Origin of the sequence: Pedobacter sp. (assembly GCF_037719805.1) — a bacterium.
In the GTDB taxonomy this organism is placed as follows: Bacteria; Bacteroidota; Bacteroidia; order Sphingobacteriales; family Sphingobacteriaceae; genus Pedobacter.
On the sequence record NZ_JBBJLZ010000005.1, the window covers coordinates 508,578 to 534,744 of the forward strand.

Genomic DNA, 26,167 nt, shown 5'->3' on the forward strand with positions numbered 1-26,167 from the left:
AATAGTTGTTTTATCCTTTACACAAGTTGCCCTTTAATAATTTTTAAAGCCTTATTTTTAAGCCTCCATTAATAACGAAACCATCCAGGGGTGCATAAATATCCCGGAATACTGGATTTGAAATACTTCCTGTGTAGATGTTATCAAAACGGGTCTGCCTGGTATCAGTAAAGTTTTCAAAGTTGATATATACAGAAAATCGCTCCCATAGTTTTTCAGCCATAAATCCAAAAATCCAGTAGGGTTTACCTGTTGCACTATCATTAAGCGTTTGCTTGCTGTAATAATAGGCTTCGGCGCCAAGTTTCCACTTATCCTCAACTTCATACATAAGTACGTTATTCAAGCGGTGTTTAGCTGTTAAGGGATTTTGCCAAAGGATATCTCCTACATGGAACTTTGCATCTGTAAGGCTATATCCGATAAAAAGCTTAAAATCCTCGTACGTTAACTTGACATTCGTCTCCATGCCCTTACTATCCATGTGACCGGGTGAATTTACAAACCGATATTCATTTGAAGGCTCCTGCATCATCGTTAAAGGGTTATTAAGGAAAGTATAGAAAAACAGGTGATTGATGCTAAAGCCAATCTGATCATCAAATAAGGTTGTCCGATAAGTGATGTCCCAATTCGTCCCATAGCTTCTTTCTAACTTGTTTCCCGTGCTGGAAATGGGAAGGACAAGTTGATACTGGATTCGCTCACTCTCTTCAGTAAATATGGTAGGCGTTTTATATCCCAGTCCTCCACCAATCCGTGAATTTACTTTTTCGCTTATTTTAAACAAAGCCGAAACCCTGGGAAGCACGGCAAAGCCATAATCCACAATATAATCCCCTCTTAATCCTGCTTCCAGTTCAAGCCACTTGGCAACATGAAGATTATTTTGAATAAAAGCACCAAAAGTAGTTTGATTATAATTCCTTAATGGTACTGCTGTCTGCTCATTTTCCTTGAACTGGTCAGTCCACAAGTTTAATCCTGCAACCCATTCTGTCTTATCATTACCGGTCAAAAAGTTGACTTCGGAGAAGGTTCCATACTGACTTCCATCAAAGAGATAACCAGGAATGACTATTTCCCGATTGAAATAACTCAGGCTGTTGCGAATGTTTATCTCTGAGTTTTCCCCTATTTTATGATTTAGAGAGAACTGGCTTGACACCCTGTCTGACTTATTCTGTTCAAAAAAACTATTGTCCGCATCCCCGTCGTCTTCAAAGTAAAGCCGAGCACCACCGGTTCGATTTTCAAAACTGCTATTGATGCCGAAATTTAGTGTGGTCTTATCATTGAAATACAGAAAGAGCTTGGGATTGAAAGTGTAGCGTGTAAACTCAGGAATCGCTGTGAAGTCTACTTTCCCCGGGGCATAGGCTTCGTTGCTATTTCTTGAAGCAAATACGGTTAGACCTGCTTTTCCAAATCTTTGCCCGTAAAAACCGTTAAGATCTAACCCTCCTGCCGAAGTACCATTAAGGTGTATGTTTAGTTCCCTCTCTTCACCCGGCGTTTTACTAATGAGGTTCACTAAACCTGCAATAGCACCGCCCCCATATAGTGTAGACGATGATCCTTTAATTACCTCTACCTGTTTTAAGTCAAGAGGAGGAGTTTGCAGTAACCCGAGTCCGCTTGCTGCGCCCGAGAATAAGGGAAAGCCATCTTTAAGGATTTGAGTATAACGCCCATCAAGTCCTTGAATGCGTATAGAAGCATTGGCACTTGTTGCAGAAGTTTGCTGGGTTTGGATACCTGTACTTTCACTGAGCACCATGCGGATGTCGCCTGGTTTCATGTTTGCCTTTTCGTCGAGCTCTTCACCTGCTATTACCTCAACACGGGTAGGAATATTAGCAATTGTGCGGCTGCTCCGTGTAGAGGAAACGACAACCTCGTCAAGGTCTTCACCATCTGCTGCTTGTAATAAGATCACAATAGGATTATTGTTGGCTAAAGGGAATTTAAGGCTATCTACTTTCGAAGTATAGCCTACAAATCGATATTCAATGAAATGAAGACCGTCAGGGATATCGGAAAATGTCACCTTACCATTGGCATCTGTTGATGATGCCTTTTTTATATCGATCATCGTTACAGTTGCACCTATAAGGGCGTCCTTGGATTTAGCATCTTTTAGAATTATTGTGATGTTATTTTGCGCAATGGCAGTCATCGACAATGCCATTGCAACAAAAAGAAAAAGGTATCTTTTCATTGAAAATAAATTAAGGTTATTCCTGCTTTAAAAGCATGGACAAAGAAATCGGATAGTAATGTCAGTAAAAATGCTAGGCAACCTTTGGTGGTTGCCACACCGAATGACTAATTCCGGTTGGATTGCCTGAAATGCTGTGCGGAAAGCTTAACTTTAACGCCCTATAAGCTAAAGTAACAAACTGCTTTTGAGGAGCCAGAATCGAAAAAGGACAATGGGCACATTGGCAAAAAGGGCTGCAAACCTCATGTTTACCCTTGCCATCTGCATCTGTCTGTCCAAGTCCTGTCTTTTCTTTGGAATCAACATTCATAACAAAATCATCCTTGCAGAGATCAAATCCTGAAAGGAATAATAGTATAGTCATGAAAATGGCGATTACTTTCATCTTTGCAAAGATAGCAATCCCAACTTATATCATAGTGACTTCGCATAGATTGAGTCAAGATGAATAAGCATGCACAAATCTCCATCCACTTACCCTCAGCAACCGTTATTTTTGCTAAAGTCACGTTTAAACAGCACTTCATTGTTTCGCTCAATATAGTCGCCCGATACAATCAAATATGGATGATTAGGCGAGTACCCTGCGCTGTGGCTTCTTACAATTATTTTGTCATTAACTTTCAGGCTACTTAACTGTTGAAATTCTTCAAGATTGAATTGCATCATGTATTCTTCGCCATTAATTCTAACTATAAGCCATTTTGGTCCTGAAATTTTCGCATTTGAGCGCTGAAAAGAGACAGAGGTAACCGTGGCTTCCATATTCTTGAAAGCCTTTATGTAGCTCTTTATTTTATTATGACTGGCATGCACCGTTTTACCTTTAGGAGAAACCTCCCATTTTTTGAACGCTATACCGTCCGGTGAGGCCTCCCATTTTTTCCTTCCTTCCAAACGAGCTTTTTTATCAGCCATAGACAATGGCCGTAGTGAAACCTTAGTTTCGTTTTTAATTGCACCATAAGCAAATACTAGCCCGCTCACCGCGATCATTGGTAAAATCAGCACATAGATGGCTTTTTTCATTTGTTTCATATCCTTTCAAATTAGTTCAGCGAATCTAGGTTGATACTTTCCGGATGGAGGGATTTAGATTGTAAATAAAAATGTAAATGTTGTAAATAAATCGTAAAAGCTAGTCACTTGATTTCCCAATGATCTTGGAATACCTATACTGTCCAGCATTACCATACCGCTGAGGGTCTATTTAGCTAATTAATCGATTAACCATCCGCTTAGCTATACTTACTACTTAGACGGAAGTAACCAGAGAGGGCTAAGAGTTCGGAAAGACCAACTTAAAAGTTGTTCCCTCTCCTGGTACCGATGTTACTGAAATTTGAACCCGGTGGTAAACTGCTATGCTTTTGACTATGGACAAGCCTAGTCCATAACCCACCTGTGAATTCAAATTTGTTTTCATGAAACGGTTAAAGATAAATGGGAGGTCAGCTTCGGGGATACCGATTCCTGTATCGCTTACTTGCATTTGGTAGTGGCCGTTCTCAGCCCTGTCCGCTACTACTGAAATAGTTCCGTCCTGTCGGTTAAATTTGATTGCGTTATGAATCAGGTTAAAGAATAGCTGAAACATGAGGTCCCTATTGACATTTTCAAGTACGAAACCTTCACGGATTTTTAAGGATATAGTGATATTTTTCTCTTCCAGCCGATGCCTGATCTCATCGGCGATTTCTTCAAGAAGGTCAAGTACCTTCACCTGTTCTTTCCTTATATACTGCTCATTTTCGATCCTGGATATCAGCAATAAAGAACCGGTGATCTTTTTTAGTCTGTCTACGGTTTTCATCATTTCTACAACCGCGACGGCATGTTCTTCTTTGAGCCCTTCTTCTGCCAGAAAGTTCTCCATCTTGTTTTGTAAAATGCTGATCGGTGTCATCAGCTCATGTGACGCATTAGACGTAAATTCCCGCTCTTTGTAAAAGGCTTCATTGATTTGGCCCATTAAAAGTACCAGCGATTCATCCAGATATTTAAAGTCGGTAGTACTGGTCCGAACGGGCTTGCCCTCAACCCGGAAGGGAAACTGCCTATTGATCAGTCTGGTCTTGATGATACTGGCCAGGGGTCTGACGATAACCCGTATGAAGGTAAGGTCGATTAGCACGGTTAAAACAACAAGTGACACCAGAACATATAAGGCAAATCGCTGCAGAAGTCTGTTGTATTGATTGATACTCGTAGTCGTTTTCGCGATTTCGAGCAGATAGTTCTTGTTCTTATCTTTAAAGGTATACAGCAGCTCACGGTAGTTAAGGGTGTCACCTTCTATAACCCGCTGTTCATTTTTAATGGTATCTAATTTGATACCCAGGTCCACAGGCGAAAATGCAATGAACTCTTCTTTAAGTAGGGTATAGCTACCATAATTTTCATCGCCCTGCAAATAATGGTCGAGTCCGTTTTTCTTCACAATGGATAAGACCTTTTGGCGCTGCTGCTTCAGAGTGTAGTTGGTATAGCTGGAAGCGATTTCTTTTACAAGGATTGGTAAGGCTGCTACAAAAAGCAGCACTATGACCAACTTTGAGCCGGTGAGGAAAAGAGTGAGTTTAGTAGAAAGCTTCATGTTATTTTTTAATCCTGTAACCTACCCCTCTAACAGTCTCCAGCCACTCGGTACTGGCACAGGCATTGAGTTTTTTACGGATGTTCTTGATGTGGGCATCGATATAATTGGAATCGTAATCGTCATTTACAAACGTACCCCATATATGCTCACTAAGCTGTACACGTGTTAGCACCCTGTTCTTGTGCAGGAGCAGATAGCTTAAGAGATCGAATTCCTTTCGCGAAAATTCAATGGACTGCCCGGCACAAATGACCTGACGTTTTTGCAGGTCAATATGAAATTCGCCAACGGCAATCAATTCTTCGGTGATGTGGAACTTCCGGCGGGCTATAGCTTGCATACGCGACTGTAGTTCCATTAAATAAAAAGGCTTTGCGAGGTAATCATCAGCGCCCAGGTCCAGTCCGCTTATTCGGTCTTTCAGGTTTGTCCTCGCAGTGAGAATTAGATAGGCGGCATCTGGATTGGTCTTTTTTGCATGCTTTAGAATATCTAAACCATCGCCATCCGGCAGGCCTAAATCAATAAGGATGAAATCGTATTTGTTCATTTCCAGCTGCTCCAGTCCTGATTTGAAAGAATGAGCTAGGTCGCACACATAAAAGCTTTTTTTCAGAAAAGCTTCCAACTCGTAAGCCAAAGTTTTCTCATCTTCAACAATTAATACTTTCATAGGATTTAGAACTGGTAGTAAAATGCTATACCAAAATAGGACTGCTGTTTTTCAAGCTCCTCTTCGGCCTTAGGTCCCAATATAGAAAATTGATAGTTCAGCTCAGCAACATAATTTGCCCTGCTGAAGCTTAAGGGAAACTTGAAATTATAGGATAATATATTGAAGCCGCTGGACTCGACGATAGTTGTGCTGGTGGCGGCGGACCCTGAATTACCGGGTAACTGAGGCGCTTTACCATTTGTTTTATCACGCTTTCCTTTGCTGACTGCGTAGCTTTCATAAAAACGCCTTGTACCTGCTACCAGTTCTATTGCTGGCTCGATGTAAAAAATATTCTTATCGCTAAAAAAATTGCCTAAAGTGATTTCCTTTGAATTAGTCAGGCTGAGAAAAACGTCGTTCTGCTGTCCGAATGCATAATCGGCATTGAATACGCTTTTGAAGATTGGCATTGAATAGCTGGCGTACAAATTTACATTATTGGTATTTGACGCCTGCAGAAGCGGCGAATTGCTTGGAAAAAAGGAATGCGTGTATGATGCCCCCAGGGAAAGGTGTTCATTGAGATCGTAATCGTAGCCCAGTCCGAGGTCGGTTTCCGACAATCCTGAACCATAATTGAGCAGTTTATAGGAGCCGGCAGAAAAAGAGATCCCTATGGGAATTCGCAATGTCGCGTTTGCAAGGAGATAAGGCAACTTTTCATTTGTTGACTGGCCATAGTAGTTGATGTTGCTGCTGTATAGTACGGCAGCGGTTATAGTAGTCTTTTTTTCAGTAACTTCTTCCTGTGCCATGATCCTGGTTGTACTGAGGCACATACAAAGGAAAAGCAATTTAGATCTCATTTATAATGGTTAGGTGTATTAGCAAACTGCTAATGGTTATAATTTAAGGCTTTTTTATCTTAGGCCGCATGATTTTGATTGGTTTTATTTTCACATTTGGCTTGGAGACTACCGCTGGCCTGGATTGTTTCCTTGATTTAGGTACTTCTTTAATGTCTGGTTTATCCAGATTTTCTACGTTTGACTTATCAGTATTCGGTTTTTCGGCGACGTCTTTTAAGTCTGATTTCTTGCTTTCAGGCTTTTTCTGCTCTTTCTTTTTGCGGTCCTGCTTTTTATCCTCTTGCTTTTGATCGTCTTGTTGGTACACTGGAACGTTACTAGGAGCGAAGCGAAGCAAATTCGCCGATAGAGGTAAGCAAACCGCTGAGAACAACAGGAAAAATAAACATGTTCTAAAAATGAATGATCTGCGCATGGGATAAATATATAAACAAATCTCAGCCCTCAACATGAAATTCAGATGAAATTCCGGGCCTAAATAAATCTACAATTTCATGTACGCTTCATGTTCGCCCTGCAATTTTGAATAATAAATAAAACCAATACTTAAATCTAAAACTATGAAAAAGAAATTTGTTTACCTGGCTATCGCCGCCGTACTTGGTGGAATCGGCACCTTTACTGGATGTAAGAAAGAGAATGACAGCAGTGCTTCTGGAACCACTAAAGTTCAGATTAGAATGACCGATGCGCCTGGGAACTTTGAAAAGATTAACCTGAGTGTAAAAGAAATAGTCTTGGTTTCGGCGGGAAAGCCTTATGTGTTTGCATCGACTACAGCCAAGTTCAATATTTTGGACTTTAGAATTGGCAGTAGCAATCCAGATATTTTAGTTGCCTCTGGTGAAATGCCAAGTGGTGACATTACGGAAATCAGGCTAGTATTGAATGACTCTGGTAATACCATTGTGGTAGGCGGTGTAGAATCTGCCCTTACTACTCCAAGTGGACAGTCATCTGGCTTTAAAGTCAAATTAACTGCAAATCCTTCGTTGGAAGCAGGAGTAACCTACTCGTTGTTGCTCGATTTTGATGCTGCGAAATCCATAGTAAGTGCTGGAAATGGGAGATACTTACTTAAACCTGTAGTTAGGGGAATTACAGCGGCTACATCTGGCCTAATCTCAGGGACTGTGCTGCCGTTATTGAGTCACCCCGAAGTACTGGTTATTGCAGGAACAGACACAGTTGGTACACTTGCTGATCCTTTAACAGGTAAATTCACAGTGGGTGGACTTGCGGGAGGTTCTTATTCTGTGAAATTTGTTCCTATTGCCGGCTACAGAGATAGTACGATAACGAATGTTTCAGTTACTCTTGGTCAAAATAAAGCATTGGGCACTATCGTCCTCAAATAATAAACTATCCATTTAAATCAATACACTTAAAATAAATATTATGAAAAAGATCATTGTTTCTCTAATCCTGTTCCTGGGGGGCGTTATACCGATGAGCTCATCTGCTCAGATTAACATAAATATCGGTTCACAGCCACTGTGGGGACCAACTGGCTACGAGCACGTTGATTATTACTATATACCGGACATAGAAAGTTATTACTACGTTCCCACTAGGGAATTTATCTATTCAAATAACGGAAAGTGGGTTTTCAGCTCTGCAAAACCTGCCGCGTATAGCAACTATAACTTGTACAATGGGTATAAAGTAGTTATCAATTCGCCTAAGCCTTATTTACGGTTCGATGAGCAGAAGGTTAAATATGCAAAGTATAAGTCTAACCGTTCACAATTGGTGATTTCAAGGAGTAATGACCCTAAATACTTTGTGATAAAGGGTCATCCCAAAGCTACTGTTAAGAAAAATGTGATCAAGAACTCTTCTGCCAAATCGAAAGTACACATGAAAGCAAAAGGAAATGGCAACGGAAAATCTAAAGGTAAAGGAAGATAGAAGTCGGGAGAAGCATTAAGGGTTCAATGCGATAAGGCCTCTTTCGGAGGCCTTATCGCATTTTAACAATTCATATAGCAGCTTTCTAATTCTTTTTCTGTTGACCAGGAGCGTACGGTTTCGCAGATTTTGAACCGCTTGCTTTCTTAGCTTGTCCAGGGGACACTTTTCCGCTGTTTCCAGCAGTTCTGACAGTGTAACACGAGCTGGCTATCATTATTACTGAAAATAGAACAATGATTTGTAAATTCTTCATAATCTTTTTTTGAAATAAGCTACTAAATCTATGCCATAATAAACTTAGCTACTTAACCTTCCCTTGACCTCAATCTGCTTGTTTGGTCCAATAAATAACATTCTATTCGACGTTAAGGGGATTTCATCCAATGGCGAGTATCGGACTGGAAAGCAATACCTAAATATTTGTTAACCATCGCTTCGGCGGTTAATTGGTCACCAGGATGTACGAATTCATTGTGAATAGATCAAATCTTCGTTCAATGGCTTCTAGGTATAAGTTCAAGGCTTTATATCTAACTAGCTATATTTCAATTAGTTAAACTACCTCCAGCGCATCATTTTTCTGTGGTCAGTGACGCATCGAATTACGCACTTTTCTTTGGGTATTTTTGCTGATTTTGATGTTGTTGTAAAATAAAAAACCCTGCAAACATTAGGTTGCAGGGTTTTTTAAGTTTTGACACTACTAAAAGTAGCCCGTAGGGGAATCGAACCCCTGTTTCCAGAATGAAAATCTGGCGTCCTCACCCCTAGACGAACGGGCCATTTAAGATTGCCTTAGTTTCAATTGAAACTACGAACCTTGTTAGGTAGCGGGGACCAGACTCGAACTGATGACCTTCGGGTTATGAGCCCGACGAGCTACCAACTGCTCCACCCCGCACTTTATACAATTTGAAAACCGGTTGTTATTAGTAACGCTTGTTCCGAATTGGAATGCAAAGATATAATTCGTTTCTTTGCGGTGCAAATTTATTTTAAAAAATATTTTCATGGCGCATAAAGCAGGATTTATAAGTATCATCGGTAAGCCTAATGTTGGCAAATCAACCCTCATGAATGCCCTGGTGGGCGAAAAGCTTTCTATCATCACTCCGAAAGCTCAAACAACCCGTCATCGTATTCTTGGAATTGTTAATGAAGAAGACTATCAAATTGTTTTTTCGGACACTCCAGGCATCATAAAACCACGATACGGACTGCAAGATTCAATGATGAGTTCTGTGAAAGGCGCATTAACCGATGCAGACTTATTGCTTTTTGTTACGGACATCAATGAGCAATACGATGAAAATGATGTACTTGAGAAGATTATCAATACCACAATACCAATGGTCGTGCTGATCAATAAGATTGATAATGCTACTCAAGAACAAGTGGAAGAGAAAATGGCATTCTGGCAAGAGAAACTTAATCCTAAACATATCTTCGCCATCTCCGCCTTGCACAAGTATAATCTTGATGGCATCCTAACAATGATATTGGATCATATTCCTGAGCATGCCCCTTTTTATGACAAAGAAGATCTTACCGATCGTACACAACGCTTCTTTGTTTCTGAGATCATAAGAGAAAAAATCTTCAATAACTACCAAAAGGAAATTCCATACAGCACAGAAGTCGTGATTAAGGAGTTTAAAGAAGAGGAAAACATAACAAGGATCAGTGCCGAAATAATCGTAGAGCGTGATTCACAGAAAAACATTCTTATCGGTAAAGGAGGCGCAATGCTTAAGAAAGTAGGTACTGAAGCTCGCAAGGATATTGAGAAGTTCTTAGACCAAAAAGTGTTTCTCGAAACATTCGTAAAAGTGATTCCAGATTGGCGTAGTAAAAAGAACTATTTAAAAGGTTTCGGGTACGAAAATTAAGCTTACCTTTGCAACCCCTTAAGAACTAATACAATTCAACAACATACATGAGTAACATTATCGCAATTGTCGGAAGACCAAACGTAGGCAAATCTACCCTTTTTAACCGCTTAACAGAAAGTCGCAAAGCTATTGTTGATGATTTCAGCGGCGTTACACGTGATCGTCACTACGGCTCTGCCGAGTGGACTGATAAACAATTTACCGTTATTGATACCGGTGGTTACGTAGCAAATTCAGAAGACGTTTTTGAAGCAGCCATTCGTGAACAAGTGATCATTGCTATTGAAGAAGCCACCGTGCTTCTGTTTATGGTAGATGTAACCACAGGAATCACAGACCTTGATGACGAGATTGCTCAATTACTAAGAAGAAGTAAAAAACCTGTATTCACTGTCGTCAATAAAGTCGACAATACGCAACTGCAAAACGCAGCTTCCATATTTTATGGCTTTGGTTTAGGTGAAATCTATCCGATATCTTCCATGACGGGATCAGGAACAGGAGATTTACTCGACGAAGTGATCACTCATTTTCAAGATATTCCCGAAGAGGAGAATGCATTGCCTAAGATCACGATCGTTGGCCGCCCTAACGTTGGCAAATCTTCATTGATTAATGCCCTTATCGGAAAAGAGAGAAACATTGTTACCCCTATCGCAGGTACAACCAGAGATTCCATACACATCCACTATAATCAGTTCGGTCATGAATTTATGTTCATTGACACTGCTGGTCTTAGAAAGAAAACCAAGGTAAAAGAGAATATCGAATTCTACTCCGTTATGCGAACCATAAAGGCCTTAGAAGAGGCCGACGTAGTAATTCTAATGGTAGACGCCATGGAAGGCTTAGAGTCGCAGGACGTCAACATATTTCACCTTGCGGAGAAAAACAAAAAAGGGATTGTTATCCTGGTAAATAAATGGGATTTGGTGGAGAAAGATAGCAAGACGACGAAGATCTTTGAGGATCAGATCCGCACCAAGCTTCAACCTTTCACTGATGTACCTATTGTTTTTACATCTGTGATAAACAAGCAACGTATTTTTCAAGCCATTGAAACTGCCTTAGAGGTCTTTAAAAATAGAGCCAAAAAAGTTCCTACCTCGAAATTGAACGATGTGATGTTACCAATCATTGAGAAGTATCCACCACCAGCTTTGAAAGGAAAGTTCATTAAAATCAAATACATCACGCAAATCAATGCAACTTCACCGATGTTTGCGTTCTTCTGTAACCTTCCACAATACATCAAAGAGCCTTATAAGCGATTTGTGGAGAATAAAATAAGGGAACATTTCGACTTCACAGGAGTGCCGATTCAAATATACTTCAGACAGAAGTAGGGCTTCTTTTTCAATTACTTCTTTTTTAGCGGGATCTTTGTGTTTTGACAAACACAAGGATCGGCAATGGCTGGCTATATGCCCAATCTTGGTTTTCATTGGGACGATGAAAGCATAAATGGCTGGCATTTGTTCGTCATACGGTATTTGTTACGCCGCTGTTGACAGGGCATTGATACCCCCTTGATTCTGCTTGAGCGGTATCAAGGCGGTACCAACCCGGTACCAACGCGGTACCAAGGCGGTATCAACCTTAGCCGAATGACGATTGTCCTATACTGAAATAAATAAGTTTGAAAAAAGCTGAAATTTGTCATTTAAAATACCTGAGAACCAGGTAAGCAGTACCTTTACTGCAAACTAGTGATCGCTTGCTTAACGGCAGCGTCGCTCAGGTTTAGCGCCTTGTAATAGCCAGCGGCACCCAAGTGATATTTACAAAGCAAGACTTTTAAATCATTCACGATCAGTGGCTTGGCCTCCATCATCTGCTTCATGTCAATTGGAATATTTCTTGCCTGAATGTACTTTAACAAGTCCTTGTAGTCTGTTTCGTTTATATTGAATACGTTCAGATTCTGTTCAATAAAAGAAGGCGTATATCTGTTGGCAAGCACATCGTAAACAAAGTCAAGTAACACTTTTTTTGCACCTAGACTTGCATACAACTTGTTGAAACCGACAGTATCCATTTTAACATATATGTCGGGCTGGATGCCTCCCTCTGTCAAAACCCGCTTCACCGTATCTTTTGAAAGCTTTCGACCTGCGGTTAGCTCGCCATCGACGTACCGTTCGCCAATCTCATTCTGGTAGGCGGTATACCCTTTTTTGTAAGATTTCTGAATGCTTCGACCGGAAGGCGTGTAATAACGGGCAATCGTCAAATTCAACGCCGAGCCATCACCAAAGGGAAACTGCTCCTGCACGAGCCCTTTACCAAAAGAGCGGCGACCGATAATAATTCCCCTGTTCAGATCCTGTACCGCCCCAGCCAGGATCTCACTTGCCGACGCAGAGTTTTCATTAATTAGCACCACAAGTTTTCCATCCTGGAACTCACCGCCACCTGTAGCAATATAATCTGTACGTGGTTCGTGCTTACCTTCCGTATAAACAATTAACTTATTCTCCTCTAAAATTTGATTGGCCAATCCGGTAGCAGCAGTAAGATATCCTCCACCGTTATCCCGAAGATCAAGAACAAGCTTCTTCATCCCGCGAGATTTTAAGCCCTTGATCGCATCTATAAAATCTTTGTCGGTATCTGCACCGAACTTACTAATCCGTATAAAGCCAATATCCGCATTTAGAAGATAAGATGCATCAATTGTACTCACCTTAACGCGATCGCGCTTCATAGTAAGCGCTGAGGGCTGCAGACTTCCTGGGTGCAAAATGGTAAGTGTCACAGATGTACCTTTAGGGCCCTTGATCTTACCCATCATCTGCGCTCTTGGTAAGGACTTTCCGCTAACAAAAAATGTATCAATTTTCAAGATTTTGTCACCCTGTTTCAGCCCAGCTATGTAAGCAGGGCTGTCTTTAATTACATTTGTAACAAGTAAGGTATCTTTTAAAATATAATATTCTACTCCCACCCCAGCAAAGTTCCCTCCAAGTGTTTCGGCCAAATCGAACGCCTCTTGCGGAGGCAGGTAAGCACTGTGCGGATCAAGTTTGTGAAGCAAACTATCTATCGGCAAATGATTAAGGGAATCGGCATCGATCTCATCCACATATTTCCTGTTAATAATGTGAATGATTTCATCTACTTTATCTGAATTATTATCCGCAAGATGGGTGGTTCGGCTGAAAGAATAGCCCTGATCCTTCAAAAACTTATAACCCATAAACATTCCACCGATCAAAGTGACAGCGTAGGTTAAGGCGATAATAAGGTTGGAATTGGTACTCTTCTTCATGGTGCGATGACACATACAAAGCTAATGAAATTGCAGGTCATTACTATATTTAACCCGCACCATTTTCATTTGTTTAAGTAATTTTACAACATCATTTCAATTGATTCCGACTATTATTTTCGGTTTAAAAAGAAAAACACGAGTTTTATAAAACTATTGGGCTGTAAAGCTTCTTAAGCGGAGCAAAGCATACACAGATTATACACCAGCCGTTACACAAATACAATTAGGAATAAGCATAATGATAAGAGTAACCGAACAGGAATCTAAATACAATGACATCGACAAAATGTCTATAATGGAAGTCCTTAAAGGAATCAATGATGAGGATAAAACCGTGCCGCTGGCTGTTGAGAAAGCAATTCCTCAGATAGAGAAGCTTGCCGCAGCAGTAACGGAGCGAATGGCAAACGGTGGTAGGTTGTTTTACATTGGCGCAGGTACCAGTGGCCGCCTTGGCGTTGTTGATGCGTCAGAATGCCCTCCAACATTTGGAGTGCCCTTCGATATGGTGGTCGGTATTATTGCCGGAGGAGATACTGCAATTAGGAAAGCAGTCGAAAACGCAGAAGACAATGCAAATCAGGCTTGGCTTGACCTTCAGGAATACCAGATTAATGAAAAAGACTGCCTGGTTGGCCTTGCTGCTTCCGGAACGACCCCGTATGTGGTTGGGGGCTTGAATACCGCCCGTAAACATGGCGTCCTAACTGGATGCATTGTATGTAATGCAGGTGGGCCAATTGCAGAAGCAAGCGATTTCCCTATTGAGATTGTTGTCGGACCAGAATTTCTAACCGGCTCAACCCGTATGAAATCAGGGACTGCACAAAAGCTTGCTTTAAATATGCTTAGCACTGCTGTGATGATTAAATTAGGCAAGGTTAAGGGAAATAAAATGGTTGATATGCAGTTAACCAATCACAAATTAGTAGACCGGGGTGCACAAATGGTTATGGAAGAATTGAAGATTGACCATCAACATGCTCAGGAACTTTTACTCCGTTTTGGAAGTGTTCGCAAGGCTGTTGAAGCGAGTCAAAAACCGATGTAGTTTTATGCATGAGATTGAACCTTTTTACCTCTGGCGCGATGATTACATTGCGGCAGAAGATGAACGATCACCGTTCTTCGAGACACAGTATTCGGAATTTTACTTTGATAAGCAGTTATACAATTTCCTGATCCATCCCCAATGGGACGATTTCGGATCCACTACGATGTACATCAAAGTTTTGTATACGGATTACATCGAGAATTACGCCATCATAGAGTTCATCGGCGAATGGAATGATGCCATTAATAACGATATTATGCTTTTAAAGCGGGAAATCATCGAATTGATGATTGATGAAGGAATCAACAAGTTCATTCTGATTGGAGAGAATGTGTTAAACTTCCACGCATCGGAGGACAGCTACTACGAGGAGTGGTTTCAAGACGTGGATGATGGCTGGATCACCGGAATAAATTTTCAGGAACACGTGATCAATGAGTTTAGAAACAGCAATATTGACTATTACATCAATTTTGGCGGCCAGCTTGACGATTTGGCATGGAGAACATTAAAACCACTTCAACTGTATAAGAAAGTTGAAGAAATCCTGACAAAAAGACTAGGGGCATAAGATTTGTAAGAGAGAAGTATCAGTATCTTTAACTTAAATTTTAAGACAATGAATAACGACAATAATTACGAGTGGGCACACAAGACTGCTTATGTTAAGGACCAAACAGGAGTAGTTGCCAAAAAATTCTTTGCAAACGTCTTTTTATGGATGTTTATCGCGTTAGGCCTTTCTACAATCTCCGCTTATGTTATGGCGAGTAATGAGGAATTGTTTTCGATTCTAAGAAATCCTGAAACACTAAAACCAACAGTACTGGGGTATGTTGCTATGTTTGCGCCAATAGGCTTAGTACTATTGATGAGCGCAGGTTTAAGCAGGTTATCTTATGGAGCCTTATTGGTAACATTTACTGCCTATTCCGTATTAACGGGACTTAGTTTAAGCTTTATTCTATTGGCTTATACTTCGGGTTCAGTAATCAGCTGTTTTGCTGGAGCTGCAGGGATTTTTGGAATAATGGCATTCCTTGGTTATACTACGAATGTAGATTTAACTAAGTTCGGACCTATTTTGATGGTTGGAGTGGCTGGTTTATTTATCGCTAGTATAGCGAACATGTTTATCCAAAGTGAAAACTTCAGTTTAATTATGGCTTTTATTGGTATTGCTATTTTTACAGCTTTAACCGCATATGATGTTCAAAAACTGAAAAGAATTGGTGAAGGAATCGAGGAAGGTGGGGCGCAGATCGAAGATGCCGATACGAAGAAATTGGCGATCATGGGTGCTTTATCATTGTACCTTGACTTCTTAAACATCTTCTTATTCTTGCTTAGAATATTTGGCGGCAGGAGATAATACAGATGAATTTATAGCTAAAGCCTGCGTTCATCCGCGGGCTTTTTTATGCACCATAAAGCCAGGCATGTATTGCCTGCTATGCAGAACTTTTAATGATAATTACTGATTTTTTGGAATTAACTTTTCTTTATTGCATTTTTGCAATGCTTATAGAGAAAGACGGAGGGATTAGACCCAACGAAGTCTTAGCAACCTGTGCTTACAAGGTGCTAAATTCTACTGGGGCGGCAGTTTCGCCCTGAAAGATAAGTTAGTTAAAAGCATACAGCTCCTGTAAATAGCTGGACTCCATAACTTTCCCTAAAGCTTTGCAAGCAATAAGTTCGGCACTTGTTTAGGCTACCCGCCTCTATCAATTTTAGCTTACTGTCTGCTCATATAGTACTATTTAAATGGACATTAGAGAAGAATTAGAAAAACGTATCCTGATCATAGATGGTGCCATGGGCACGATGATCCAACGTTATATTCTAACAGAAGAAGATTTCAGAGGCGAGCGGTTCAAAGATCATCCATGTGATGTGAAAGGAAATAATGACTTGCTTAATATTACCAGGCCCGATATTATTAAAGCTATTCATACCGAATATTTAAAGGCCGGCACAGATATTATCGAGACCAACACGTTTAGCACGCAGCGAATTTCCCTGGCAGATTACCAGATGGAAGAGCTCGACTACGAAATGAGTTTCGAAGGTGCAAAGATTGCGAAAGAAGCGGTGAATGAATTCATGGCAATCAACCCGGACCGCAAGTGCTTTGTTGCCGGGGCTGTTGGTCCGACTAATAGAACATTATCAATTTCACCCGATGTAAACGATCCAGGCTTTAGAGCGTTGACGTTTGACGGACTTGTTGACGCCTATTATGAGCAGATCAGAGGCTTGATCGACGGTGGATCTGATGTTCTTCTGATTGAAACAATTTTCGATACGCTAAACGCTAAAGCAGCGATTTATGCAATAAAAAAATATGAAGAGGTTATTGGTCGCAAAATAGAGATCATGATTTCTGGCACCATTACCGATGCTTCCGGAAGGACATTATCCGGGCAAACTGTAGAAGCCTTTCTAAATTCAGTCATCCACGCAAAACCATTAAGCATCGGTTTTAACTGTGCTTTAGGTGCAAAAGACATGAGGCCTCACATTGAGGAGCTTTCTGCAAAAGCAGGATGTTATGTCTCTGCATACCCCAATGCTGGTCTTCCCAACGAGTTTGGCGCTTATGACGAAATGCCTCATGAAACAGCCCATCTGGTAGAAGATTTTATTCAGCATGGCTTTGTTAATATTGTTGGTGGATGCTGTGGTACCACGCCGGATCATATTGGTTGTATTGCCGAGAAAGCCAAAGGTGTGGAACCTAGAAAGATCCCTGAGATCCCAAGTTTCCTACGTTTAAGTGGATTGGAGCCAGTAGCACTAACGCCTGAAAGTATCTTCGTTAATATTGGCGAGCGTACCAACATCACAGGTTCACCTAAGTTCTCAAAGTTGATCTTAAGTGGTGATTTTGAAGCGGCGTTAACTGTAGCAAGGCAGCAAGTTGAAGGCGGTGCCCAGGTGATCGACGTGAATATGGATGAAGGCATGATCGATTCAGAAGCCGCAATGACGAAGTTTCTGAACCTGATCGCCTCCGAACCCGATATTTCTAAATTACCCATTATGGTCGATTCCTCTAAATGGACGGTCATCGAAGCGGGTTTGAAATGTTTACAAGGCAAAGGGATTGTGAACTCCATCTCCCTTAAAGAAGGTGAAGAGAAGTTTATAGAAAGCGCCGCTAAGATCATGACCTACGGAGCAGCCGTAGTGGTAATGGCTTTTGATGAACGCGGACAAGCAGATAGTTTTGAAAGAAGAAAAGAGATCTGTAAAAGATCTTACGATATATTGGTTAACGAAGTTGGCTTTCCTGCACAGGACATTATTTTTGATCCTAACATTTTAACAGTTGCAACAGGACTTGAAGAGCATAACAACTATGCTGTAGATTTTATTAATTCTACGCGCTGGATCAAAGAAAATTTACCCCATGCAAAAGTAAGTGGAGGAGTATCCAACATCTCCTTCTCCTTTAGAGGGAACAATACGGTACGAGAAGCCATGCATTCCGCATTTTTATACCATGCCATCAAGGCAGGTCTAGACATGGGAATTGTAAATGCCGGTATGCTCGAAGTTTATCAGGAGATCCCACCTGAACTATTAGTACTGGTGGAAGATGTTTTACTTAACCGCAGGGATGATGCCACCGAAAGGCTGGTTGAGTTTGCCGACACGATTAAGTCGAAAGGTAAAGAGATAGTTAGAAATGAAGAATGGCGTAAAGAACCGGTAGAATCCAGACTGTCTCATGCGCTGGTTAAAGGAATCATTGAATATCTTGATGCTGATGTGGAAGAAGCCAGACAGCAATACCCAAGACCGATTCATGTAATTGAAGGTCCACTGATGGATGGCATGAACATCGTAGGTGATCTGTTTGGTGCCGGGAAAATGTTCCTTCCGCAGGTTGTAAAATCTGCGCGGGTAATGAAAAAGGCGGTAGCATACCTGCTCCCTTTCATTGAACAGGAAAAGCTGGATAATCCAGATCAGGATCAGAATTCATCCGCAGGAAGAGTATTAATGGCTACTGTAAAAGGAGATGTTCACGATATCGGAAAGAACATTGTAGGCGTTGTACTGGCTTGTAACAACTTCGAAATCATAGATATGGGTGTAATGGTACCTGCACAGGATATCATTAAGAAAGCTAAAGAGGTCAAAGCTGATATTATCGGCCTAAGTGGCCTGATCACTCCTTCCTTAGATGAGATGGTGCATTTCGCCAAGGAAATGGAACGTGAAGGCTTTACTATTCCCCTGATCATTGGCGGCGCCACAACATCAAGGATCCATGCGGCTGTAAAGGTTGCACCGAACTATTCTGGTCCGGCTATACATGTGCTGGACGCTTCAAGAAGTGTAACGGTTTGTAGTACGCTTATGAATAAAGAAACCCGTGACGACTACATCTCAGGTATCAGAGCCGAATATGATAAGGCGCGTGAAGCGCATTTGAACAAACGGTCCGACAAACGATATAAAACGATTCAGGAAGCAAGAGAAAACCGCTTCAAGATAGATACAAACCTCGTTGTGCCTGCTCCTACTTTTACCGGCACAAAGGTATTCGAAAATTATCCATTGGATGAACTGGTCCCTTATATAGACTGGACACCGTTCTTTCAAACCTGGGAACTTCGTGGAAGCTACCCTCGCATTTTAGAGGACAAAGTGGTAGGTGATGAAGCGCGCAAGCTTTTTGAAGATGCTAAGCAATTGTTAAATCGCATCGTTGACGAAAAATTATTGACGGCTAAGGCAGTGATAGGCTTTTGGCCGGCGCAAGCAGTTGGTGATGACATTGTATTGGATGTGGAGGGTAAAGAGGTAGTGATCCATACTTTACGTCAGCAGGCAGAAAAAACAGATGGTAATCCATACTACGCCCTGTCTGATTTCATCGCTGATAAAGCGAGCGGAGTGCCTGACTATTTTGGCGGCTTTGCTTTAACCACTGGCATAGGATGTGATGAGCTGGTCGCAGAATTCGAGGCGAATTATGACGATTACAACAGCATCATGGCAAAAGCGCTTGCAGATAGACTTGCAGAAGCATTTGCAGAAAGAATGCACGAGTTGGTGCGTACAGAATACTGGGGCTATGCAAAAGACGAGCATTTAAGCAATGAAGATTTAATTAAGGAAGAGTACGCAGGTATACGACCAGCACCAGGATATCCAGCTTGTCCGGAGCACACTGAAAAAGGCACCTTATTCAACTTGCTGGATGCGGAACAAAAGATCAGATTGCACCTTACAGAAAGCTATGCAATGCATCCTACCGCAGCGGTAAGTGGATTTTATTTCTCGCATCCTGAGTCAAGGTACTTTGGTCTGGGCAAAATAACCAAGGACCAGATTGAAGATTACGCCCTGAGAAAGGACCTATCAATTGACGAGGTAGAAAGATGGTTAAGTCCAAATCTTGCTTACTAAACACCAACATCGCCGATAACCAGATTTAAATAAGCTTTATAACACGCCAGCAATGAAGATCATTGATCATATAAATAACGCAAACGGTAAAACACTATTCTCTTTTGAATTACTTCCACCAATCAAAGGACAAAGCATCAAGGGGATTTTTGATGCGATAGATCCATTGATGGAGTTCAACCCTCCATTTCTTGATGTTACTTACCTGCGGGAAGATTATATCTATAAGCAACATGCCAATGGTTTGTTGGAGAAAGTAGCTTACCGTAAGCGTCCAAGTACGGTGGCTACCTGCGCCGCTATCATGAATAAATATAAGGTAGATGCGGTTCCACACCTTATTTGCGGCGGCTTTACCAAGGATGAAACAGAGAATGCATTGATTGATATGCAGTTCCTCGGTATTGACAATGTATTGGTTTTAAGAGGCGACGCCAGAAAAAGTGACAGCGCTTTTATTCCTACGCCAGATGGACATGCCTTTGCGTCTGACTTATTGGGTCAGGTAGTGGACATGAACAAAGGCAGATACCTGCATGACGATATGGGCACCTCAGAAAGAACAGATTTCTGCATCGGCGTAGCTGGGTATCCCGAAAAACACTTTGAGTCCCCGAATTTAGATACAGACTTCAGATACTTAAAAATGAAGGTAGATATGGGTGCTGAATTCATTGTTACCCAGATGTTTTTTGACAACACCAAATACAGGGAATTTGTAGAAAAATGTCGCGCTAATGGAATTAATGTTCCCATTATTCCAGGGCTTAAGCCAATTACTAACAGTAAACAACTGGTAAGTTTGCCAAAAGTGTTCCACCTGGATATTCCCCTGGCATTGAGTGAAGCGGTACAGGCTTGCAGCAATGAAAAAGACGTGAAAGCCGTTGGTATTGACTGGATGATCCATCAATGTAAAGAACTAAAAGCGATGGGTGCCCCAGTATTACATTTCTATACTATGGGTAATCCTGAGCCTACAAAAAAGATAGTCCAAGGGGTATTCTAGCATTTTTTGGAATACTCTTTGTATCTTACACTTCCCCAGAATAGTTGAGCTATGAAACGAATATTAATTCTTACAGCCCTAATTACCGCCTCAGTAGCTGCTTGTACAACGATGAAGTCAGGCACTATAGGTAGCGAGGGATTATCACAATTAACAGGCGTTTGGGAAATGAATCACATCTCAGGTCCGAGGATCGCACTTAATGGGTTATACCCTGCTAAAAAACCTATTATTGAATTCAACACCCGGGAAAAGAAATTCAGTGGCAATACCAGTTGTAATTCCTTTTCTGGGACGCTGGTTGCAGATGACAGTACCATCAGTTTCAATGAGCCGCTTACTATGACTAAGATGGCATGCCCAGGTGAAGGGGAAGCAACTTTTATACAGGTTCTACAGAAAGTAAATACTTATTCTGTTAGCAACGATACCACCCTTTATTTTATGATGGGTGATATCGTTATTATGCGTTTCATTAAAAAGAATGCAGAAATGCCTTAAAGTCTTCGTAACTGACAGCCATCTTTGTAGCTTTCTTTTCTCTGGAATATAGGGCCGCTACTTGATCCGGGTTAACTATCTGCGCTTTCAACTCAGGCGGAAAAACATCAGGGAATTTGCAAGAATGAGCCGTCGATAGAAATACTCCTGCCTTACCATATTCCTGATCAGCTCCATATTGTTTCAAGGCCAAATAGGCTATCGCAGTATGCGGGCAAGCGATATAGCTGTATTTTTCATAGAGCTCAGTCATCCCTTTCAAAGTCTCTTCGTCTGTGAAGCGATAACTGGTAACCAACCGCTTAAGCGCTGTAGCATCATTTTCAAAAAGGTCCATAATCCGAACCCAATTGCTTGGGGCACCTACATCCATAGCATTGGCATGGGTTTGTATAGAAGGCCTGGTTTCATAAAACCCTGTTTCCAGAAATCTTGGAACGGTATCATTTATGTTTGTTGCCGCAATGAATTGCTCAACAGGCAAACCCATCTTATAAGCAAGCAAACCCGCCGCAATGTTACCAAAGTTCCCCGATGGGACGGCGAAGATCACCCGGTCTTTACCTTGTCTTTTTAGCTGTGCATACGCATGAAAATAATAGAAGGTCTGAGGGATTAATCTGGATATATTGATAGAGTTAGCAGAAGTTAACCTAAGCCTTTCATTTAGATCTACGTCTGCAAATGCCTGCTTAACCAGGGCCTGACAATCATCGAACGTTCCATCAATCTCTATGGCATTAATATTTTCTCCATTACTACACAATTGCAGCTCTTGTATCTCACTCACTTTTCCTTTTGGATATAAGATCGTAACGCGTGTATTCGGGACGCCAAGGAATCCTAATGCCACAGCACCGCCGGTATCACCGGAGGTAGCAACGAGCACGTCGAGCATCTTCTCATTTTCCTTTAAGAAATAAGCCATGACCCTACTCATGAAACGCGCTCCAAAGTCTTTAAAAGCCAAGGATGGTCCGTGAAACAATTCTAAAACATAGGTTTGCTCATCTAATTCCACTACGGGGGCATCAAAATTTATGGCATCATCTATAATACTTTGTAAGTCTTCTGCCGGGATTGATTCTTTCAACAGTACAGAAGCAACTTTAAACGCGATTTGGGAGAGGCTGAACTTATCGATATTAGCAATAAACTCGGTATCCAACTGGGGGATATAAGAAGGCATGTATAAACCTTTGTCCTGGGGCATGCTATGGAAAACTGCCGTAGCAAAGTCTACCTCAAGATCATGGTTGTTGGTGCTGTATAATTTCATGGTGTATGGTCTTATTAATCCAATATTACGGGTCCTTTTTTGTTTACTTCAGAAACAAAGGAGAGGCTATTAATTGCTAAACCTTTCAGATGATGCTGTAGTTTTTCTGTTATTCTGTTAGCTGTCTCTGCATCTTTTGTTAATGCAAATACGGAGGGGCCGGAACCGGAAATACCGAATCCAACCGCTCCTGCGCTAAGTGCCAGTTGTCTCAATACATAAAAATCAGGAATAAGAATGGCGCGAGTAGGTTCAACCAGCACGTCCGTCATACTACGTCCAATCAGGTCATAATCTTTCATGAATAGCCCACTTACCAAACCTGCTACATTTCCCCATTGGGTAACCGCATCTTTAAGTAACACCTTTGAACGGATCATTTGTCGGGCGTCTTTTGTAGGTACATCCACCTCTGGATAAACAATTGCAGCATGCATATCTTCTGGAAAGGGAAGACTGATAATATCGAGAGGCTCATAGCTTCGGATTAAAACGAATCCTCCCATTAACGCGGGGGCTACATTATCGGCATGTCCATACCCGCAGGCAAGCTCCTCGCCTTTCATTGCAAAAGGAACGAGTTCTTTGTTCGTTAGGAGGTTATCGAACAAGGAGTTAACAGCGAACAAACCAGCAACAGTACTTGCAGAGCTGGAACCTAATCCACTCCCAATCGGCATCTTCTTGTGAAGCTCAATGTCAAGCCCAAAATCAGGTCTACCAATATGGTTAAGATAATGTTGAACGCTTGCACTAACGGTATTCTTTTCAGGGTTTAAAGGGAGTTTCCCCTCATCGCCAGTGATTTTCGAGATATTGATGCCTTTGCCATCTGTAATGCGCATCACCACTTCATCCCCTGGGGCATTAACAGCAAAACCTAAAACATCATATCCACACACCACATTAGCAACGGTTGCAGGAGCAAAAACTTTAATTGAGTCTTTCATATTATCTTTTTCCTACGTTAATGATGTCGGCAAACACACCTGCCGCAGTCACTTCCGCTCCTGCACCTGGCCCTTTTACCACTAACGGTCTGTCTTTATATCTGTTTGTTGTGAATGAAATAATATTATCACTTCCGGAAAGCGTAAAGAACGGATGGTTCTCGTCTACCATCTGAAGTGTGATGGATACTTTGCCATCTTCCATTTTACCTATGTAGCGCAATACTTTATTGTCTGCCGCTGCGGTATTCTTTAAGTTCTCGAAGTAATCTGTATTGTTCTCAAGTTCTTTATAAAAGTCTGCAACAGTATCAGCAGACATGCAGGAAGGCGGCAACATATTTTGCAGTTCAATGTCTTTTTCTTCGAGTGGATAGCCTGCATCACGGGCAAGTATCAGCATTTTGCGCATAAAATCTTTCCCGTTTAAGTCGTCCCTTGGATCCGGCTCCGTGTATCCTTTATCTTGTGCTTCTTTTACGATCTCGTGAAAAAGCACCCCTTCCTTATAATTATTGAAGATATAAGATATAGTTCCCGACAAGATGGCCTCGATTCTTGAAATCTTGTCACCACTCAGCATCAAATCTCTAAGTGTACGTATAATTGGGAGTCCGGCTCCAACGTTTGTTTCATAGAAGAAGTCAACGCCATATGTTCTGGCAGCTTGTTTAAAGGCTGCGTATTGTTCATACTCCGCAGAATTACCGATCTTATTGCAGGTAACGACTGAAATGCTCGACTGCAGGATATCCAGGTAGAAATCGACTGGATTCTGACTTGCGGTATTGTCCACGAATACACAATTGGGCAAGTTCATCGCCCGCATTTTTTTAATAAATTCCGGTAAACTAGCTACTGTATCCTGCTCATTTAGCTCTTGCTCCCAATTATTAAGATCGATTCCACCTGGCTTAAGGAGCATCTTTCTCGTGTTACTGATACCCATAACTTTTACCTGCAGATCGTTATTATCGGCAAGGAAAGGCATTTGGTTTTCCAGCTGCTTGAACAACGTTTTACCGATGTTTCCTGTTCCCAGGCAAAAGACATGCAAGGTTTTTTTGAGATCAGCATAGAAGGCATCATGAACTGCATTGACGGCTTTCGACAGGTCTGCTTTGGATATAATTACGGAGATGTTATACTCGGAAGATCCCTGCGCAATAGCACGCACATTGACTCCATTACGTCCTAAAGCGTTGAACAGCTTGCCAGCCATGCCGGGCGTCCGTTTCATATTCTCACCTACAATCGCCAGCACGGAAAGTCCGTTCTCTACTTCAGGATACTCCAGCTTTTTAGCTTGCAGTTCCAGTTCAAACTCTTTATTGATCAGGCTAAGCGCTTTCAGGGAATCTGCGGGCTTAACTGCGAAGGTAATGCTATGCTCTGAAGACGATTGTGTAATCAATACGACATTGATCTGCTCTCTGGAAAGAAGGGAGAATAAGCGGCCACTGAATCCAGCTTTACCTACCATACCACTTCCCGACAGGTTTAAAACGCTGATCTCATCAATGGAAGAGATCCCTTTTATTGGCAGGCTCGACGGGCTGACGCCATGTTTGATATACGTACCTGGAAAGTCGATATTGAATGTGTTTTTGATCACTATCGGGATCCTTTTCAAAAAGGCCGGGATCATTGTTGGCGGATAGATGACTTTTGCACCGAAATATGACAACTCCATAGCCTCGGTATAACTAAGTTCTGGAAGTGAAAATGCCTTATTAACAATTCTTGGATCCGCAGTAAGCATGCCGTCAACGTCTGTCCATATTTGTATCTCCTCTGCATTTAAAGCAGCACCCCAAATGGCAGCAGTATAATCGCTTCCGCCACGACCTAAAGTTGTGACGCGTCCTTCATCATTGCTGGAAATAAAGCCAGTTACGAATAACAATTTACCAGCGTTAGTAGTATAGAAGTCCTGAATCAGCATCTCTGAGAGATTGGTGTTAACCTTCGCTTGTCCAAAGTTGTTATCTGTTTTTATCAGCTCTGACCCATCTACATATAGTGATTCCGGGAACTGTTGCTTCGCGATATGACTTATCATTGCGGTAGAGCAACGCTCGCCGTAACTCAAAATCAGGTCTTTAGTTTGAGGACTTAATTCTCGAAGATTATGGACCGATTGAAGAATATCTTCCAGTTCGTTAAAAAAAATCTTAAGCTTGGTTAGCACAGGGTTTTGTGCATTTGCCGGCAGCAACGTCCGGATAACTTTGAAGTGTTTTTCTTCTACTTCCTTAAGAGCGGCGCTGTATTCTTGCAGGTTTCTAGCGTTTTCGGCCATTTCTAGAAGCGCATTGGTGACACCACTCATTGCAGACAATACGACTACTGGATTTTCTGATTGAGCATTTGGTTTTAACAGGCTGATCAAAGCGCTTATGCTTTCTGGTGAACCAACTGATGTACCTCCAAATTTTAATATGTTCATAATATTGAGTTATAAAAAAACGCCTTCCCTGTTTAGAGGAAGGCGTTTCTTATGGTTATTTATCTTAT

General features: G+C 41.5%; 22 protein-coding genes, 2 tRNA genes and 1 riboswitch. Of the genes, 10 read left to right on the forward strand and 14 right to left on the reverse strand.

The window, feature by feature from the left end:
• Window positions 1–43: 43 nt before the first annotated feature.
• The 7 genes from WKF66_RS18640 to WKF66_RS18670 form a co-directional block, all read right to left on the reverse strand.
• Window positions 44–2,221 carry a TonB-dependent receptor gene (locus WKF66_RS18640; protein WP_489676000.1) on the reverse strand — a complete coding sequence of 726 codons (2,178 nt, stop codon included), beginning with the start codon at window positions 2,219–2,221 and terminating at the stop codon, window positions 44–46.
• Between the two features lie 73 nt (window positions 2,222–2,294).
• Window positions 2,295–2,609, reverse strand: a complete 315-nt coding sequence (locus WKF66_RS18645; protein ID WP_489676001.1) for a DUF6660 family protein — start codon at window positions 2,607–2,609, stop codon at window positions 2,295–2,297.
• Window positions 2,610–2,704: 95 nt separating this feature from the next.
• Window positions 2,705–3,262 (reverse strand): hypothetical protein, encoded by a 558-nt coding sequence (locus WKF66_RS18650; RefSeq protein WP_489676002.1) that lies wholly within the window; start codon window positions 3,260–3,262, stop codon window positions 2,705–2,707.
• 241 nt (window positions 3,263–3,503) lie between these two features.
• Window positions 3,504–4,820, reverse strand: a complete 1,317-nt coding sequence (locus WKF66_RS18655) for a sensor histidine kinase (protein WP_489676003.1) — start codon at window positions 4,818–4,820, stop codon at window positions 3,504–3,506.
• A 1-nt stretch (window position 4,821) separates the two neighbouring features.
• On the reverse strand, window positions 4,822–5,496 hold the full coding sequence (locus tag WKF66_RS18660) for a response regulator transcription factor (RefSeq protein WP_489676004.1): 675 nt from the start codon (window positions 5,494–5,496) through the stop codon (window positions 4,822–4,824).
• 5 nt (window positions 5,497–5,501) lie between these two features.
• Entirely contained in the window at window positions 5,502–6,347 is an 846-nt protein-coding gene (locus WKF66_RS18665; RefSeq protein ID WP_489676005.1) for a hypothetical protein, read from the reverse strand.
• Between the two features lie 43 nt (window positions 6,348–6,390).
• Window positions 6,391–6,765, reverse strand: coding sequence for a hypothetical protein (locus WKF66_RS18670; protein ID WP_489676006.1), 375 nt, complete (start codon window positions 6,763–6,765; stop codon window positions 6,391–6,393).
• 145 nt (window positions 6,766–6,910) lie between these two features.
• Here WKF66_RS18670 and WKF66_RS18675 point away from each other — a divergent pair, with 145 nt between their 5' ends.
• Window positions 6,911–7,708, forward strand: a complete 798-nt coding sequence (locus WKF66_RS18675; RefSeq protein ID WP_489676007.1) for a DUF4382 domain-containing protein — start codon at window positions 6,911–6,913, stop codon at window positions 7,706–7,708.
• A gap of 40 nt (window positions 7,709–7,748) precedes the next feature.
• The gene (locus WKF66_RS18680) at window positions 7,749–8,261 is read left to right on the forward strand and encodes a hypothetical protein (protein ID WP_489676008.1); all 513 of its coding nucleotides are present in this window, start codon (window positions 7,749–7,751) and stop codon (window positions 8,259–8,261) included.
• Between the two features lie 85 nt (window positions 8,262–8,346).
• Here WKF66_RS18680 and WKF66_RS18685 read toward each other — a convergent pair whose 3' ends face one another.
• The 3 genes from WKF66_RS18685 to WKF66_RS18695 form a co-directional block, all read right to left on the reverse strand.
• On the reverse strand, window positions 8,347–8,517 hold the full coding sequence (locus WKF66_RS18685; RefSeq protein ID WP_489676009.1) for a quinol oxidase subunit 4: 171 nt from the start codon (window positions 8,515–8,517) through the stop codon (window positions 8,347–8,349).
• 457 nt (window positions 8,518–8,974) lie between these two features.
• Window positions 8,975–9,046 (reverse strand) — tRNA-Glu (locus WKF66_RS18690).
• Between the two features lie 46 nt (window positions 9,047–9,092).
• Window positions 9,093–9,165, reverse strand: a tRNA-Met gene (locus WKF66_RS18695).
• Window positions 9,166–9,274: 109 nt separating this feature from the next.
• Here WKF66_RS18695 and era point away from each other — a divergent pair.
• On the forward strand, window positions 9,275–10,153 hold the full coding sequence (gene era, locus WKF66_RS18700; protein WP_489676010.1) for a GTPase Era: 879 nt from the start codon (window positions 9,275–9,277) through the stop codon (window positions 10,151–10,153).
• Window positions 10,154–10,200: 47 nt separating this feature from the next.
• Window positions 10,201–11,502 carry a ribosome biogenesis GTPase Der gene (der, locus tag WKF66_RS18705; protein ID WP_489676011.1) on the forward strand — a complete coding sequence of 434 codons (1,302 nt, stop codon included), beginning with the start codon at window positions 10,201–10,203 and terminating at the stop codon, window positions 11,500–11,502.
• 350 nt (window positions 11,503–11,852) lie between these two features.
• Here the strand turns inward: der and WKF66_RS18710 are convergent, their stop codons facing one another.
• Window positions 11,853–13,427, reverse strand: coding sequence for a S41 family peptidase (locus WKF66_RS18710; protein ID WP_489676012.1), 1,575 nt, complete (start codon window positions 13,425–13,427; stop codon window positions 11,853–11,855).
• Window positions 13,428–13,668: 241 nt separating this feature from the next.
• On the opposite strand from WKF66_RS18710, the gene murQ reads away from it, so the two are divergent.
• The 6 genes from murQ to WKF66_RS18740 all read left to right on the forward strand — a co-directional run bounded on the left by murQ (window position 13,669) and on the right by WKF66_RS18740 (window position 21,421).
• The gene (gene murQ, locus WKF66_RS18715) at window positions 13,669–14,481 is read left to right on the forward strand and encodes an N-acetylmuramic acid 6-phosphate etherase (RefSeq protein ID WP_489676013.1); all 813 of its coding nucleotides are present in this window, start codon (window positions 13,669–13,671) and stop codon (window positions 14,479–14,481) included.
• A 4-nt stretch (window positions 14,482–14,485) separates the two neighbouring features.
• A complete protein-coding gene (locus tag WKF66_RS18720) occupies window positions 14,486–15,055 on the forward strand; it encodes a hypothetical protein (RefSeq protein WP_489676014.1) in 570 nt (189 codons plus the stop codon).
• 48 nt (window positions 15,056–15,103) lie between these two features.
• Complete coding sequence (locus WKF66_RS18725; protein ID WP_489676015.1) at window positions 15,104–15,856, forward strand: Bax inhibitor-1/YccA family protein; 753 nt, start codon at window positions 15,104–15,106, stop codon at window positions 15,854–15,856.
• A 147-nt stretch (window positions 15,857–16,003) separates the two neighbouring features.
• Window positions 16,004–16,111, forward strand: a riboswitch (SAM riboswitch).
• 140 nt (window positions 16,112–16,251) lie between these two features.
• A complete protein-coding gene (gene metH, locus WKF66_RS18730) occupies window positions 16,252–19,911 on the forward strand; it encodes a methionine synthase (RefSeq protein ID WP_489676016.1) in 3,660 nt (1,219 codons plus the stop codon).
• A gap of 52 nt (window positions 19,912–19,963) precedes the next feature.
• A complete protein-coding gene (locus WKF66_RS18735; RefSeq protein ID WP_489676017.1) occupies window positions 19,964–20,920 on the forward strand; it encodes a methylenetetrahydrofolate reductase in 957 nt (318 codons plus the stop codon).
• Window positions 20,921–20,971: 51 nt separating this feature from the next.
• Window positions 20,972–21,421, forward strand: coding sequence for an META domain-containing protein (locus WKF66_RS18740; RefSeq protein WP_489676018.1), 450 nt, complete (start codon window positions 20,972–20,974; stop codon window positions 21,419–21,421).
• Here the strand turns inward: WKF66_RS18740 and thrC are convergent.
• From thrC to thrA, 3 genes are read right to left on the reverse strand one after another with little or no spacing between them, the layout of a single operon-like run.
• Window positions 21,396–22,700: a threonine synthase gene (gene thrC / locus WKF66_RS18745; protein ID WP_489676019.1), complete on the reverse strand. Its 1,305-nt coding sequence runs from the start codon at window positions 22,698–22,700 to the stop codon at window positions 21,396–21,398. The genes WKF66_RS18740 and thrC overlap by 26 nt on opposite strands.
• Window positions 22,701–22,714: 14 nt before the next feature.
• On the reverse strand, window positions 22,715–23,650 hold the full coding sequence (locus WKF66_RS18750; protein WP_489676020.1) for a homoserine kinase: 936 nt from the start codon (window positions 23,648–23,650) through the stop codon (window positions 22,715–22,717).
• A gap of 1 nt (window position 23,651) precedes the next feature.
• The gene (thrA, locus tag WKF66_RS18755) at window positions 23,652–26,099 is read right to left on the reverse strand and encodes a bifunctional aspartate kinase/homoserine dehydrogenase I (protein WP_489676021.1); all 2,448 of its coding nucleotides are present in this window, start codon (window positions 26,097–26,099) and stop codon (window positions 23,652–23,654) included.
• Between the last annotated feature and the right edge of the window lie 68 nt (window positions 26,100–26,167).

Bases quoted from the DNA above. Each gene is read 5' to 3' on its own strand.
- WKF66_RS18640 (WP_489676000.1), bottom strand. From the start codon at position 2,221: ATGAAAAGATACCTTTTTCTTTTTGTTGCAATGGCATTGTCGATGACT.
- WKF66_RS18645 (WP_489676001.1), bottom strand. From the start codon at position 2,609: ATGAAAGTAATCGCCATTTTCATGACTATACTATTATTCCTTTCAGGA.
- WKF66_RS18650 (WP_489676002.1), bottom strand. From the start codon at position 3,262: ATGAAACAAATGAAAAAAGCCATCTATGTGCTGATTTTACCAATGATC.
- WKF66_RS18655 (WP_489676003.1), bottom strand. From the start codon at position 4,820: ATGAAGCTTTCTACTAAACTCACTCTTTTCCTCACCGGCTCAAAGTTG.
- WKF66_RS18660 (WP_489676004.1), bottom strand. From the start codon at position 5,496: ATGAAAGTATTAATTGTTGAAGATGAGAAAACTTTGGCTTACGAGTTG.
- WKF66_RS18665 (WP_489676005.1), bottom strand. From the start codon at position 6,347: ATGAGATCTAAATTGCTTTTCCTTTGTATGTGCCTCAGTACAACCAGG.
- WKF66_RS18670 (WP_489676006.1), bottom strand. From the start codon at position 6,765: ATGCGCAGATCATTCATTTTTAGAACATGTTTATTTTTCCTGTTGTTC.
- WKF66_RS18675 (WP_489676007.1), top strand. From the start codon at position 6,911: ATGAAAAAGAAATTTGTTTACCTGGCTATCGCCGCCGTACTTGGTGGA.
- WKF66_RS18680 (WP_489676008.1), top strand. From the start codon at position 7,749: ATGAAAAAGATCATTGTTTCTCTAATCCTGTTCCTGGGGGGCGTTATA.
- WKF66_RS18685 (WP_489676009.1), bottom strand. From the start codon at position 8,517: ATGAAGAATTTACAAATCATTGTTCTATTTTCAGTAATAATGATAGCC.
- era (WP_489676010.1), top strand. From the start codon at position 9,275: ATGGCGCATAAAGCAGGATTTATAAGTATCATCGGTAAGCCTAATGTT.
- der (WP_489676011.1), top strand. From the start codon at position 10,201: ATGAGTAACATTATCGCAATTGTCGGAAGACCAAACGTAGGCAAATCT.
- WKF66_RS18710 (WP_489676012.1), bottom strand. From the start codon at position 13,427: ATGAAGAAGAGTACCAATTCCAACCTTATTATCGCCTTAACCTACGCT.
- murQ (WP_489676013.1), top strand. From the start codon at position 13,669: ATGATAAGAGTAACCGAACAGGAATCTAAATACAATGACATCGACAAA.
- WKF66_RS18720 (WP_489676014.1), top strand. From the start codon at position 14,486: ATGCATGAGATTGAACCTTTTTACCTCTGGCGCGATGATTACATTGCG.
- WKF66_RS18725 (WP_489676015.1), top strand. From the start codon at position 15,104: ATGAATAACGACAATAATTACGAGTGGGCACACAAGACTGCTTATGTT.
- metH (WP_489676016.1), top strand. From the start codon at position 16,252: ATGGACATTAGAGAAGAATTAGAAAAACGTATCCTGATCATAGATGGT.
- WKF66_RS18735 (WP_489676017.1), top strand. From the start codon at position 19,964: ATGAAGATCATTGATCATATAAATAACGCAAACGGTAAAACACTATTC.
- WKF66_RS18740 (WP_489676018.1), top strand. From the start codon at position 20,972: ATGAAACGAATATTAATTCTTACAGCCCTAATTACCGCCTCAGTAGCT.
- thrC (WP_489676019.1), bottom strand. From the start codon at position 22,700: ATGAAATTATACAGCACCAACAACCATGATCTTGAGGTAGACTTTGCT.
- WKF66_RS18750 (WP_489676020.1), bottom strand. From the start codon at position 23,650: ATGAAAGACTCAATTAAAGTTTTTGCTCCTGCAACCGTTGCTAATGTG.
- thrA (WP_489676021.1), bottom strand. From the start codon at position 26,099: ATGAACATATTAAAATTTGGAGGTACATCAGTTGGTTCACCAGAAAGC.